Origin of the sequence: Pantoea sp. SJZ147 (genome assembly GCF_007828605.1) — a bacterium.
GTDB lineage: Bacteria > Pseudomonadota > Gammaproteobacteria > Enterobacterales > Enterobacteriaceae > Pantoea > Pantoea allii.
On record NZ_VIVB01000002.1, the window covers coordinates 118,039 to 131,055 of the forward strand.

Annotated in this window: 12 protein-coding genes; 6 read left to right on the forward strand and 6 right to left on the reverse strand. The window is 56.5% G+C overall.

Going from position 1 to position 13,017, the window contains the following annotated elements:
• Entirely contained in the window at positions 1-996 is a 996-nt protein-coding gene (locus FBY13_RS03300; RefSeq protein ID WP_096011467.1) for a peptidase U32 family protein, read from the reverse strand.
• A gap of 205 nt (positions 997-1,201) precedes the next feature.
• On the opposite strand from FBY13_RS03300, the gene FBY13_RS03305 reads away from it, so the two are divergent.
• Positions 1,202-1,726: an SCP2 domain-containing protein gene (locus FBY13_RS03305; protein ID WP_063878168.1), complete on the forward strand. Its 525-nt coding sequence runs from the start codon at positions 1,202-1,204 to the stop codon at positions 1,724-1,726.
• Positions 1,720-2,226: a GNAT family N-acetyltransferase gene (locus FBY13_RS03310; protein WP_145393455.1), complete on the forward strand. Its 507-nt coding sequence runs from the start codon at positions 1,720-1,722 to the stop codon at positions 2,224-2,226. Before FBY13_RS03305 ends, FBY13_RS03310 begins: the two co-directional genes overlap by 7 nt.
• Here FBY13_RS03310 and FBY13_RS03315 read toward each other — a convergent pair.
• On the reverse strand, positions 2,210-2,497 hold the full coding sequence (locus FBY13_RS03315) for a GIY-YIG nuclease family protein (protein ID WP_063878170.1): 288 nt from the start codon (positions 2,495-2,497) through the stop codon (positions 2,210-2,212). The genes FBY13_RS03310 and FBY13_RS03315 overlap by 17 nt on opposite strands.
• A gap of 81 nt (positions 2,498-2,578) precedes the next feature.
• On the opposite strand from FBY13_RS03315, the gene FBY13_RS03320 reads away from it, so the two are divergent.
• Positions 2,579-3,007 carry a YhbP family protein gene (locus FBY13_RS03320; protein WP_145393456.1) on the forward strand — a complete coding sequence of 143 codons (429 nt, stop codon included), beginning with the start codon at positions 2,579-2,581 and terminating at the stop codon, positions 3,005-3,007.
• A 40-nt stretch (positions 3,008-3,047) separates the two neighbouring features.
• On the opposite strand, the gene FBY13_RS03325 is transcribed toward FBY13_RS03320, so the two are convergent.
• The gene (locus FBY13_RS03325) at positions 3,048-3,569 is read right to left on the reverse strand and encodes a type 1 glutamine amidotransferase domain-containing protein (protein ID WP_063878171.1); all 522 of its coding nucleotides are present in this window, start codon (positions 3,567-3,569) and stop codon (positions 3,048-3,050) included.
• A gap of 146 nt (positions 3,570-3,715) precedes the next feature.
• On the opposite strand from FBY13_RS03325, the gene FBY13_RS03330 reads away from it, so the two are divergent.
• Entirely contained in the window at positions 3,716-4,351 is a 636-nt protein-coding gene (locus FBY13_RS03330) for an NAD(P)H-binding protein (RefSeq protein ID WP_145393457.1), read from the forward strand.
• On the opposite strand, the gene nrdG is transcribed toward FBY13_RS03330, so the two are convergent.
• The 3 genes from nrdG to galR all read right to left on the reverse strand — a co-directional run bounded on the left by nrdG (position 4,343) and on the right by galR (position 8,393).
• Positions 4,343-4,810, reverse strand: coding sequence for an anaerobic ribonucleoside-triphosphate reductase-activating protein (gene nrdG / locus FBY13_RS03335; RefSeq protein WP_096011472.1), 468 nt, complete (start codon positions 4,808-4,810; stop codon positions 4,343-4,345). The genes FBY13_RS03330 and nrdG overlap by 9 nt on opposite strands.
• Positions 4,807-6,945, reverse strand: coding sequence for an anaerobic ribonucleoside-triphosphate reductase (gene nrdD, locus FBY13_RS03340; RefSeq protein WP_145393458.1), 2,139 nt, complete (start codon positions 6,943-6,945; stop codon positions 4,807-4,809). Before nrdD ends, nrdG begins: the two co-directional genes overlap by 4 nt.
• 437 nt (positions 6,946-7,382) lie before the next feature.
• Positions 7,383-8,393, reverse strand: a complete 1,011-nt coding sequence (gene galR / locus FBY13_RS03345; protein ID WP_063878175.1) for an HTH-type transcriptional regulator GalR — start codon at positions 8,391-8,393, stop codon at positions 7,383-7,385.
• Positions 8,394-8,580: 187 nt separating this feature from the next.
• Between galR and FBY13_RS03350 the strand changes: the two genes are divergently transcribed.
• Both FBY13_RS03350 and FBY13_RS03355 read left to right on the forward strand, forming a co-directional pair.
• Positions 8,581-10,854, forward strand: coding sequence for a molybdopterin guanine dinucleotide-containing S/N-oxide reductase (locus FBY13_RS03350; protein WP_063881088.1), 2,274 nt, complete (start codon positions 8,581-8,583; stop codon positions 10,852-10,854).
• 277 nt (positions 10,855-11,131) lie between these two features.
• Positions 11,132-12,871 carry a penicillin-binding transpeptidase domain-containing protein gene (locus FBY13_RS03355; protein ID WP_063878176.1) on the forward strand — a complete coding sequence of 580 codons (1,740 nt, stop codon included), beginning with the start codon at positions 11,132-11,134 and terminating at the stop codon, positions 12,869-12,871.
• The last annotated feature ends 146 nt before the right edge of the window (positions 12,872-13,017 follow it).

Here is a 13,017-nt window from a genome sequence, read left to right on the forward strand (position 1 = left end):
TTACTGCCAGTCACGATGATAAGCGCCTAACGTGGTTTGCGAGCCCTCAGACAGCGCGCCCAGCGTCTGCATCCACTGCTGCGCCACGTCAAAGTTATCCGGCTCGGCTTTACAACGATCGATCGCCTGACGCCAGACGCGGGCCACATCGGAAACATAGGCAGGGCTGCGCTGGCGCCCCTCAATTTTCACCGAGGCAATGCCTGCCCGTAGCAACTCTGGCAACAGTTCAAGCGTGTTCAGACTGGTGGGTTCTTCCAGCACATGGTAGCGCTGGTCGTCGACCTGATAGCGGCCTTTGCACAGCGTGGGATAGCCCGCGCTCTCCTCCGCGTCATAACGATCGATCAGCACCTCATTGAGACGTGCCTCCATGCCGGCTGGCGTCTGTTGCCAGCGCACAAACTTCGCGGGTGAGCAGGCACCTTTACTGTTCGGGGATTCACCCGTTAGCCAGGAGGAGAGATAGCAGCGGCCCTCCGCCATGATACACAGGCTGCCAAAGGCAAAGACCTCCAGCGGAACAGGGGTACTGCGCGCCAGCTGTTTTACCTGATGAATCGACAGAACGCGCGGCAGCACCACACGGTGCAAATGAAAATGGCGATGGTAAAAACGAATGGCTTCAAGGTTAGTGGCGGAAGCCTGTACTGACAGATGGCGTTCAACATGTGGATAGCGTGCGGTGGCATATTCCAGCGTCGCCATATCGGCCAGGATCAGCGCGTCCGCGCCGCTGTCTGCCGCCACGTCAATGGCCCGCTGCCAGCGATGCATGCCATCGGGATGTGCAAAGGTATTGATCGCCACGTGCAGCTTACGACGATGCTGATGGAGATAATGTGCCGCCTCAAGCAGCTTCTTATCAGTAAAGTTTAACCCGGCAAAGTGACGCGCATTGGTGTCATCTTTCAGCCCGACATAAACCGCATCGGCACCATTCTCAACGGCGGTTCGTATTGCAGGCAGGTTCCCGGCCGGACACAGCAACTCCATACTCAATCCTCTCGACATGCAGATGGAGCACGAGTCTAGTCATGGCGCTTCGGGGAAATGTTGATTTGGGGCAGTGAAACCGTCATTGATGAGATAGCCTGGCATTTTTTTTAACCCTTCAGCGGCGGGTTTTATTGATCTCACCAGCGGCGAGAACCGCTGTCTGTGGCAATATAGCTAAAATTTTTTGACGGGAGTGCAAAGCGTGTTCCAGCGGTTATCTGCCAGTTTAGTGAAAAATGGCCCTAAAATCCTCAGCTTACCTGTAACATTCGCCCCGTTCACGTTGAAGCAGCGGCTCTTGCAACAACTCTTAAACTGGCAATTTCGTCATGTTTTAGCCGAAGGTGAGTTAGACTTCCTTCAGGGACGCTTTTTGGGTATTGAGATTAGCGATGTTAATCTCACGTGGATCACCACGCTGGAAGGCGGTCGACTGAGGGTGTTGCAGAATGCCGAAGCAGATGTCTGGTTCCGGGGCAACGCCAATGATTTGTTGCTGGTAGCAGCACGCAAAGCGGATCCAGATATGCTTTTCTTTCAGCGCCGACTGCTGATTGAAGGGGATACGGAACTGGGACTGGAGGTTAAGAACGTAATGGATGCAATTGAACTCGACACCATGCCCAAGGGGTTACGTACCGCCATTCAGCAGATGGCTGCAATCGTGGAGACAACAATGCAACAGGACGCGAAAGCCGCACAGGCACGCGCGGGTGGCTCATGTTAATACGCACAGAAATTGGCGTGGATGCCGCCGGTATCGATGCATTACTGCGACGTTGCTTTGCCACTTCAACTGAAGCTGAGCTCACTCAGGCCCTGCGCGAAGACGGCCTGTTAACGTTGGGCGTGGTCGCGACTGACGATGAAGGTCAGGTGCTGGGTTATGCCGCGTTTAGCCCGGTCACCATGCAGGGCGAAGATCGCAATTGGGTCGGGCTGGCCCCGCTGGCCGTGGATGAAAGCCTGCGTGGACAGGGCATCGCGAAACAACTGGTTTATGAAGGCCTGGATACGCTGAATGAGTTTGGCTACAGTGCGGTTGTGGTGCTGGGCGACCCCGCACTGTATCACCATCTGGGCTTCGAACCTGCGGCCCGGCACGGTTTGCACTGCCGCTGGCCGGGCAGCGAAGCGGCCTTCCAGGTTTATCGTCTGGCGGACAACGCGTTTGACGGCGCTGAAGGACGTATTGAGTATTCCGCGCCCTTTAATCAGCTGAGCTAAGCCACGCTTCAAGGCGAGTGGGTTGCTCGGCAACCAGCTGCAGTTTTCGTTGGCGCGTCAGCTGCTTAACCTGATATTCCAGCACGGAAGCCTGCGCGCGGTCACCCGCCGCGCAGGCATAAACCAGCGTTAACGGGCCTTTACCGCGCAAGGCTCGGGCACCGCGACCCTGCTCATGCTGCCCAAGGCGGCGCGTGACGTCAGTCGTGATGCCGGTATACAGGCTGCCTGCGGCCGTTTGTATCAGGTAAAGTTGCCAGTGCTGACTCATAATCTGTCCCAGAAATGCCTGCCCGGCAGTGTATCGTGCTTCCTTGCGGTGCGCTATCCATCGCCCTTACCGGAGTTGATTGTGTCTGATCTTTCCCATCTTGTTCGTTACCTGAAAAAGCAGCATGTGCTTTCATTATGCTGCTGTGCCGACAACGATTTGTGGTGTGCAAACTGCTACTACGTGTTTGATGAGTCACGCATGGTATTCTGGCTGATGACCGAGCCAGATACGCGTCACGGCCTGCTGGCGATAAAGCACCACAGCGTGGCGGGCACCATCAATGGGCAACCGAAGACGGTATTGCTAATAAAGGGCGTGCAGTATCGTGGTCAGATCAGGCAGCTCAGCGACGTAGAGGCAACGGAAGCGCGCACCGCCTATCAACGGCGTTTTCCGGTTTCGCGCAAAGTCGCCGCGCCCTTATGGGAAATTACGCTGGATGAGCTGAAAATGACGGACAATGCATTGGGATTTGGTAAAAAAATTGTCTGGCAACGTGGGGCGTAAATAAAGCGCCCCCTTCCTGGCGGAAAAGGGCGTAAGGCCGTTACAGCGCCTGCAGAATACGCAGGGATTCACGGTTAAACGCGGGCAGGTCCGCAGGCGTGCGGCTGGTGACCAGTTTGTCACTGTCAACCACCACTTCCTCGTCGCGGAAGTCGGCACCCGCATTGATCAGGTCAATGGCAATGGCTTTTACGCTGGTCATTTTACGACCGCGCACACCATTCGCACTGATCAACAGTTGTGGCCCGTGGCAAATAGCAAAAATGGGTTTGCCGCTCGCCACAAATTCTTTGGTAAAGGCAACAAAGCGATCGTCACCGCGCAATGCATCCGGTGAGTGTCCGCCTGGCAACAGCAGGGCATCAAATTCTGCCGGACTCACTTCGTCGATGCTGCGATCGATAGTGACTTCAGCCTCACCCTGTTTGCCTTTCACGGTTTTGCCCGCTTGCTCCTCAATCGTTACCACTTCATAGCCTGCGCGTTTGTAGATCTCGGCTGGCGAGGTAAACTCAGAGTCTTCAAATTCATCGGTGATCAGAACCGCAATTTTGGTGCTCATCTTTACCCTCCTTTAGGCATGTTAGGCGCATACTGCGCTATCCTGATTACCTGTTAAGTCTGGTTGTCGATTCTGAGAACGCAAGCCAGGCGGCTCACATTGGCCAGATTTTGCACGGCTGGCGGCGAAACAGGGAATATTCCGAGATGAATCGTATATTACTGACGGGCGCAACCGGGTTAGTGGGATCGCATCTGCTGCGTTTACTGATCGATGACCCGCGCGTTGATGAAATTATTGCGCCGACTCGCCGTGCGCTGCCGGCAATGGATAAGGTGATCAATCCGGTTGAAGCCGATCTAACCGATGTCCTGCGCCCGCTGGACACACCCTTGACGACGGTATTTTGCTGCCTGGGCACGACCCGCAAACAGGCGGGCAGTAAACAGGCATTTATCCACGTAGATTACACGCTGGTGGTGGATACTGCGTTGAACGGTTTACGTCTGGGCGCCAGACAGATGCTGGTGGTCAGCGCGCACGGCGCAAATCGTCATTCCCCTTTTTTATACAATCGCGTTAAGGGTGAGATGGAAAATGCGTTGCGCCATCAGGACTGGCCGCACCTGACGGTGGTCCGGCCTTCACTGTTGCTGGGTGAGCGAAAAGATAAACGCCGTGGGGAAAGCCTGATGGCCCCGCTGTTCGCCTGGCTGCCTGGCAACTGGCGCGCCGTCTCGGCCCAGGATGTAGCGCGCTGCCTGCATCACCAGGCGTTTGCTGAGGAAAAATCCGGGTTCACGCTGATCGCGTCGGGTGATATACCGCGTGCGTCAGCGTAAGTACCAGATTTGCTGATTGCGGCTGCCACGCCACAGAAGCGTGGCATCTTTCTCTGCCGCTTCAAACCGCCCGTCAATCATGACGTCTATCCAGGGCAGGACTGCCCGCTGCGCCGGGCTGAGCGTCTGCATCTCATAGCCGGTCCACAACCAGATGTCTTTGCCGGCGCACTCCTGTTTGACCCGTTTCACCAGGCGACGGATATGCGGCACATTGTGGGGATGCAGCGGATCGCCGCCGCTCAGCGATAAACCCTGACGCGGGATGCGCGTATCTTTCAAGTCAGCCAGTAGCTGCTCTTCCATCGCCAGTGTAAAAGGCACGCCAGAATCCAGCCGCCAGGTGCTCTGATTGTAACAGCCACGGCACTGGTGCTCGCAGCCCGAAACAAACAGCGTACAGCGTGTGCCGGGACCGTTAACAATATCGACATCATAGTAGCGATGGATGCGCATCATCCCAGCTGTCCGCTATCAAGGTGTTTAACCCGACGCTGAACCTCCTGCTGTTTACCGGCGTTGAACGGACGGGCATCCGGGCTTCCCAGGTAACCACACACGCGCCGCGTAACCGAAACCCGCGCAGGATCGTGATTGCCACAGTTGGGACAGGTAAAGCCACGGCTGGTGCAGGTAAACTCACCGTTAAAACCGCAGTCGTAGCACTCGTCAATGGGCGTATTGGTGCCGTAGTAAGGCACCCGGTCGTAGCTGTAATCCCAAACGTCTTCCAGCGCTTTCAGGTTGTGCTGCACGTTGGGATATTCGCCGTAACAGATAAACCCGCCGTTAGCCAACGAAGGATAGGGCGCTTCAAAATCGATCTTATCGTAAGGATTCACCTTCTTCTCGACGTCCAGATGAAAGCTGTTGGTGTAGTAGCCTTTATCGGTAACGCCGTTTACCACCCCGAACTGTGCGGCATCCAGACGGCAGAAACGGTCACACAGGTTTTCACTGGGCGTGCTGTAAAGGCTGAAGCCATAGCCGGTTTCGTCTTTCCAGGCGTCGGTCGCGGCGCGCATCCGTGCCACGATGGCAACGCCTTTGGCACGCAGTGTCGCATCATCGAAAGGATGCTGTTTTGCGCCACTCAGGGCGTTCAGGGTTTCATGCAAACCGATGTAGCCCAGCGACAGCGAGGCGCGACCGTTACGAAAAATCGGGCCAATCTCATCATCGGCATTGAGCCGGACGCCGCAGGCTCCTTCCATATAGAGGATCGGCGCAACGCGGGCTTTGGTTTTTTCCAACCGGGCGACGCGCGTCATGAGTGCCCGCTTTGCCAGCGCCAGCCGTTCATCCAGCAACGCCCAGAAACGGGTTTCGTCGCCAGCGGCTTCCAGTGCAATGCGCGGTAAATTCAGGCTGATGACCCCGATGTTGTTGCGGCCTTCATGAATCTGCTTGCCGTTTTCTTCATAAACGCCCAGGAAGCTGCGGCAGCCCATCGGGGTTTTAAAGGAGCCGGTGACCTTAACGACCTGATCGTAATTAAGAATATCGGGATACATCCGCTTGCTGGCACAGGTCAGCGCCAGTTGCTTGATATCATAGTTAATATCGTTCGCACGGCGGTTAATGCCTTCACGAATCGTAAACACCAGTTTAGGAAACACAGCGGTTTTGTGGTTTTTACCCAGCCCAGCCAGGCGGTTACGCAGAATGGCGGTCTGAACCAGCCGTGCTGCCCAACTTGTGCCCAGGCCAAAACCAAAGGTTACAAACGGCGTTTGGCCATTCGCCGTATGTAACGTGTTCACTTCGTATTCCAGCGACTGAAAGGCGTCATAGCACTCTTTTTCCGTGCGCTCGCGGGCATAGGCTTCCGCCTGAGGAATGTGCCAGCTCTGAGCCACGGCAAGGTGCTTAGCGAAGCTCTTTTCCACATAGGGTGCCAACACTTCATCGATGCGATTCAGGGTGGTACCGCCATAAATATGGCTGGCGACCTGAGCAATAATCTGCGCCGTAACGGCCGTTGCGGTGGCAATGGATTTCGGCGGCTCGATCTCGGCATTCCCCATTTTAAAGCCGTTGGTCAGCATGCCTTGCAGATCGATCAGCATGCAGTTAAACATGGGAAAGAAGGGCGAATAGTCGAGATCGTGATAGTGGATCTCGCCGCGCTCATGCGCCTGCACGACATCTCGTGGCAGGATCTGCTGCTGGGCGTAGTGTTTTGCCACGATCCCGGCCAGCAGATCGCGCTGTGTCGGGATCACTTTGCTGTCTTTATTGGCATTTTCATGCAGCAGGGCGGCGTTGGTCTGATCCACCAGACCGCGAATGGCGTGATGCAGCTGGCTGCGGCGTTCGCGCTCTACGTCGCGATCGTGACGATACTCAATATAGGCGCGTGCCAGCTGAGGATAAGGCCCCGCCATCAACGTTTCTTCCACCGCATACTGGATATCACCAATATCCACTTCCTCGCGATCGGCCAGTTGGGTACTGACCCGATCGGCCACCGTAGCGCACCAGGGTGCATCTTCCACATTTGCTGCCCGTGCCGCGGCCGCCACCGCTGCAGCGATACGCTGTGCGTCAAAGCCTACGCGGCATCCGTCGCGCTTCACCACCACCGTTGCCATTTTCTCTCCATTAACTACATATAGGTGTGTTTTTGGATTTTAGGCTCAACATGTAGTAATTGCAGCGAATTAATTGGCTTGTTTTTGACCTGAAGCAAAGAAGCCGTGAACAAGGAGATAAAACCAGCGCCGGAAAAAAACGACCCAGGATCGCCTTACTCTGCGCGCTAATTTGCTTACCGCCGCAAAATGGCTTAACTCTGTTTATCGTTCTTTTTTGCCATTGGCTCGCAGGGAACCGCGTGCCAGTGTCGTCACGCCGAAAGATGCTGTGCATTGACCTTTTCCGTAGCCTTCCTGCAACACCAATGCCCTGGCTGAGTCCACAGAACGCAACGGCTGAAAGAGGAGGACGGGAAAAGCACTCTGCACACGGGGGTGGCGCGCTCCGTGTGGGTTGAATGCCGCGCTGAGCGCGCGGCATGATAAAGGTGAAATCAGGATGAGGTAATCGGGCCACCAACCGAATGGCGACGTACCAGCGTAGGGCTGAACATATTGGTCACTTCGGGCAGCGGCTGTTGATGCGCGAGAGCCAGAGCCAGTTCGGCGGCCTGCTGGGCCATCGTGACAATCGGGTAACGCACGGTGGTTAAACGCGGGCGAACGTAGCGGGAAACCAGCACGTCATCAAAGCCGATCAATGACATCTCTTCCGGCACCTGCACGCCGTTATCGCTCAGCACCGCCAGCGCACCGGCTGCCATGGAGTCGTTGTAGCAGGCCACGGCGGTGAAGTTTTTACCCCGTCCCAACAGTTCGGTCATGGCCTGTTCACCGCCGACTTCGTCCGGTTCGCCCCAGGCGACCAGCCTGTCATTGCAGGGCAGACCATGCTCCTGCAGCGCATCGTAATAACCCTGCAGGCGATCTTCGGCATCGGAAATGGTGTGGGTGGAGCAGATAAAGGCAATATTCTGGTGGCCCAGTTGAATCAGATGGCGCGTGGCGAGCCAGGCACCGTAGCGGTCATCGAGCGCGATACAGCGCTTTTCAAACCCTTTCAGCAGCCGGTTCAGCAACACCATGCCCGGCATTTGCTTCATCAACACTTCCAGCTCGCTGTCGGGGATTTTTTTGGCGTGAACCACCAGCGCCGCGCAGCGATGCCGCATCAGTTGTTCAATCGCCTGGCGCTCTTTTTGCTCATTATGGTAACCGTTACCAATCAGCAAAAAGTTGCCCGTCTGGCCTGCCACCTCATCAACGGCTTTAACCATCGCGCCGAAAAAAGGATCGGAAACATCGCCAACCACCAGCCCCAGGGTTTCGGTTGACTGCTGGGCCAGCGCCCGTGCATTGGCGTTTGGATGATACTGCAGCGATTCCATGGCCTGACTGACAGCCTGACGTGAACTGTCACTGGCTTTAGGTGAATTATTGATCACGCGGGAAACCGTGGCGACAGAAACACCCGCCAACCGGGCAACATCCTTAATGGTAGCCATGCGTTTACCTGATTTTGGGGAAACGTTTACACATCGCACCAGTGTTACGGAAAAGCGGGCGCACATCAAGACAACAGAATGCCAGCGCTGTCGCAAACAGGGTAAAATCAGACGGTTGGTGATGCCTTCTGCCAGGGGCCTGGCCCATGCTATGCTGCTTATCCCAACACCTGCCAAAGCGATGACCATGAAAATAAAAGTGCCACATCTGGCGCACTGGGGCGCCTTCACTGCGGTAAGCGAAAATGACCGTCTTATCGGCTGTGAACCTTTTTTTGCTGACGCCGATCCCTCGCCGATGCTCAACACCATTCCTGAACTGGTTTATTCAGACAAGCGCATTCGCCAGCCGATGGTGCGCCGCTCATGGCTGAAATCCCGCGAAAACAGCGACCGTACGCTGCGCGGACGCGAAGATTTTGTTGCCGTTGACTGGGATACCGCACTGGATCTGGTGGCAGAGGAAAATCGCCGCATTCGCGAACGCTACGGTGCGTCGGGCATTTTTAACGGCTCTTACGGCTGGTCATCGGCAGGACGGGTTAACCATGCGCGTACGCTGGTGCGCCGCTTCTACTTCCAGGGCGGCGGCGGGGTCGATCAGCAAGGCAACTACAGCTGGGGCGCCGCGCAGTTTTTCCTGCCCTACGTGATGGGCACCTACATGCCGCTGACCGGGCGCGTCACCGACTGGCCGCAGGTGGTGGAACATGCGGAAGTGTTTGTCGCCTTCGGTGGACTGGCGCTGAAAAACGCGCAAATCGCATCCGGCGGCGCAGGCCAGCACAGCCTGAAACCGGCGCTGGAGCAGCTGGCGGCGAAAGGCACGCCGGTGATTAACATCAGCCCGATGCGCGACGACTGTCCTGCGTTCGTTAACGCAGAGTGGATACCGATCCGGCCCAATACCGATGTGGCGTTGATGCTGGCCCTGGGCTATGAAATTTATCAGCGCGGCGCGACCGACGAGGCGTTTCTTTCCCGTCACTGCACCGGCTGGCCGCAACTGCGTGCCTATCTGCTGGGCGAAAGCGACGGCATCGCCAAAACTGCCGGCTGGGCAAGTAAGATCACCGATATCCCGGCGGATCGCATTGTGCAACTGGCACAGCAGCTGATCGGCAAACGCAGTTTTATCACCTGCTCCTATTCCGTCCAGCGCGCCCACCGTGGCGAACAGCCTTACTGGATGATGATCGCGCTCTCTTCCATGCTCGGGCAGCCGGGCTTGCCGGGCGCGGGCTTCTCGTTTGGGCACGGCTCAATGAACAGCGTAGGCAATCCGCGTCAGGAAGGCCCCGCGCCGATGATGAGCACCGGGCCGAATCCATCGGGTCTGTCCATTCCGGTGGCGCGCATCAGCGACATGCTGCTTAACCCCGGCCAGCCTTACGGTTTCCAGGGCGACACTCTGCACTATCCGGACATTCATATGGTGCACTGGGCGGGCGGCAATCCGTTCCACCATCATCAACAGCTTAACCGGCTGGTGGAAGGCTGGCAGAAGCCCGATACCGTGGTGGTTCAGGATATTGTCTGGACGGCTGCTGCACAGATGGCCGATATCGTACTGCCCGCTACCACCACGCTGGAGCGCAATGATATCGGCGGTTCATCGCGTGACCGTTTTGTGCTGGCGATGCATCAGGCGATTAAGCCGCAGCATCAGGCGCGCAATGACTTTGATATTTTTGCCGATCTGGCAGAGCGCTTAGGCTATCGCGACACCTTCACCGAAGGGCGCAACGAGATGCAGTGGATAGAACATCTCTACCAGCAATGTGCGGTGGCGCATGGCCGTCGTGGCATTCCTTTCCCTGAGTTCGCTGAGTTCTGGCAGCGTGGCTTTGTGGAGATTCCCGAAGGCGGCAAGCCCTACATTTTTATGGAAGATTTCCGCGCCGATCCCGAGGCCAACCCAATTCAGACCGCGAGCGGTAAAATTGAGCTGTTCTGTCAGACCATCGCGGATTACCAGCTGGAAGATATGGCCGGGCATCCGGAATGGCGTGAGCCTCAGGAATGGCTGGGCGCGGCAGCCAGCCGTGATTATCCGCTTCACATGATCTCCATTCAGCCATCGGACCGGCTACACAGCCAGTTAGATGCGACGGCCAGCGTTCAGGGCAACAAAACCGCCGGGCATGAAACCCTGTATATGCATCCGGCGGATGCGGCGGCGCGTGATATCGAGGACGGCGATGCGATTGAGGTCAGTAATGCGCGCGGTAAAATACTGGCTGGCGTGCGGTTAACAGAAGGGCTGAAGCAGGGCGTGGTGATCATTGCCACCGGCGCGTGGTTTGATCCCGGCTTTGGCAAAGCGTGGCAGCCCTATGACCGTGCAGGTAACCCGAACGTGTTAACCCTGGATATCGGCACATCATCCCTGACGCAGGGGCCCAATGCCATGAGTTGCCTGGTTGACATTAAAAAACATGCCGTTTGCACAAAAGCGTAAGGATCTCATGGCTGGTTACATTTTGCAGGCATCTGTTGCGTTTCAGTCGTGGCAAAAAAGCCGCACCGCTTGCTACAGTCAGGGTCCCAGAGGTATTGATGGGTGAACATCAATTGATTTTTTCTTGATTACACCGACCTGCGTAGATACGCAGGTTTTTTTTGCCCTGAACAAAATGAACGATAACGAACTGATACACAGTTTTCCTGTGTTTTTGCCAGCGCTTTGATTATAACTGCTGGATTGACCTCTTTTTTTTTAAGCGCAGCGGATTGCCATGCCCCGGATTAAAAAATTACTGGGTAAAGACCAGATAAAAGCCCCGTTTAACCCTTTCCGTTTTCGTCTGATCTGCCTCGGCGTATTTACCTGCCTGGCGGTTCTGCTGGCGCGCGTGGCTGATTTGCAGTTTCTTAACCAGCCGATGCTTGAGCATGAGGCCGATCAGCGCTCGCTGCGCACCGTCACCTTGCCCACCAGCCGCGGCACGTTGCTGGATCGCAATGGCGAAGCGCTGGCGCTCAGCGTGCCGTCGCGGGACGTGATCGCCGACCCGCAGCGCGTGCTGGAGAGCAATCCTGATTTTACCAGCGCCAAATGGGCCTATCTGGCGGCGGCGTTGAGTATGCGACCCGAAGAGGTGGCGGCGCAAATCACCGCGAACCCAAAACGTCGTTTCCTCTACCTTGGTCGCAAAGTCGAGCTGGGGATCGCCAAAGACATCAAAGATCTGAAGCTTAAGGGCATCAGTGAAGTTTACGATGACAGCCGTTTTTATCCGATGAGTGAAGCCTCCGCACCGCTGATAGGGATTGTCGGGGCCGATAACACGGGCCTGAACGGTCTGGAAAAAGGCTTCGATAAAGTCCTGCAGGGCCAGCCGGGTAAAGAAGTCTATCGCCAGGATGCGGCGGGCAATATCATCTCAATGATCAGCTATCAGCCGCCCACGCAGCCGCCCACGGTCCAGCTCAGCATCGATAAATTCAGCCAGTACACGCTGTACAGTAAGCTGCGCGATGGCGTGCTGTTAAACAAGGCCGATTCGGGCGCGGCGGTGTTGGTCAAAATTGACACCGGCGAGATTCTGGCAATGGCCTCTTATCCGTCGTTCAATCCCAACAACTATCAGGGGGCAACCCCGGCGCAGATGCGCAATACTGCCATTAACGACAGTTACGAACCGGGCTCGACGGTAAAACCGCTGGTGGTGATGGAAGGGCTGGAGCGCCACCTGGTGCGGCCGGATTCTGTGCTGGATACCACGCCTTACCGGGTTAACGGCCACCTGATTCGCGACGTCGGCCACTGGCCACGTCTGACCATGACCGGTATCTTGCAAAAATCGAGCGACATCGGCGTGTCGCATATTGCCCTGGCGATGCCGGCAGAGGCGCTGGTAAACACCTTCTATGCGTTTGGTCTTGGCAAACCGACCGGGTTAGGCTTAACCGGTGAAAGCGTGGGCTACTTCCCGTTGCACCGCACGCGCTGGGCGGATATCGAACGCGCGACCTTCTCCTTTGGCTATGGTTTGCGCGTCACGCCGCTGCAAATTGCCCGGGAATACGCCACGCTGGGTTCCTATGGCGTTTATCGTCCGCTGTCGATCACCAAAGTCACGCCGCCGGTGCTGGGCAAGCAGGTCGCGAACCCGGAAACGGTGAAGGAAGTCGTGCACATGCTGGAAAGTGACGTCTTACCGGGCGGGACCGGCGTCAAGGCGGCGGTGCCGGGCTACCGTCTGGCCACCAAAACCGGTACGGCGGAAAAAATGGGCACCAGCGGGAAGTATGACGGTGGCTATGTCAACTACACCGCCGGGATTGCCCCGGCCAGTCATCCCGAGGTGGCGCTGGTGGTCATGATTAACCATCCGACCGCAGGCGATCACTTCGGCGGCTCCGTGGCTGCGCCGGTGTTCGGTAACATCATGGGGCCGGTGCTCAAGCACATGAATATTGCCCCGGATGCTATCTACAGCAAGCCTGTGGATAGCGGTTCAGATAAATCCTAACCAAATCAAACTGTAAGCGAGGTGTGGATGTTTTTACACCTCGTTTCATTTCGCCGAATTCATTTTCCTTTTTCATCTGTCCCTGTCCCTCACAGAGTGAGAAGATGGAAATCCCAGAGGTATTGATGGGTGTGAAAACGGGCACT

Coding starts and splice junctions, on each gene's coding strand:
- FBY13_RS03315 (WP_063878170.1), bottom strand. CDS start 2,497: ATGAGTCAGCACTGGCAACTTTACCTGATACAAACGGCCGCAGGCAGC.
- galR (WP_063878175.1), bottom strand. CDS start 8,393: ATGGCTACCATTAAGGATGTTGCCCGGTTGGCGGGTGTTTCTGTCGCC.
- nrdD (WP_145393458.1), bottom strand. CDS start 6,945: ATGGCAACGGTGGTGGTGAAGCGCGACGGATGCCGCGTAGGCTTTGAC.
- FBY13_RS03300 (WP_096011467.1), bottom strand. CDS start 996: ATGGAGTTGCTGTGTCCGGCCGGGAACCTGCCTGCAATACGAACCGCC.
- FBY13_RS03325 (WP_063878171.1), bottom strand. CDS start 3,569: ATGAGCACCAAAATTGCGGTTCTGATCACCGATGAATTTGAAGACTCT.
- FBY13_RS03355 (WP_063878176.1), top strand. CDS start 11,132: ATGCCCCGGATTAAAAAATTACTGGGTAAAGACCAGATAAAAGCCCCG.
- FBY13_RS03330 (WP_145393457.1), top strand. CDS start 3,716: ATGAATCGTATATTACTGACGGGCGCAACCGGGTTAGTGGGATCGCAT.
- nrdG (WP_096011472.1), bottom strand. CDS start 4,810: ATGATGCGCATCCATCGCTACTATGATGTCGATATTGTTAACGGTCCC.
- FBY13_RS03350 (WP_063881088.1), top strand. CDS start 8,581: ATGAAAATAAAAGTGCCACATCTGGCGCACTGGGGCGCCTTCACTGCG.
- FBY13_RS03310 (WP_145393455.1), top strand. CDS start 1,720: ATGTTAATACGCACAGAAATTGGCGTGGATGCCGCCGGTATCGATGCA.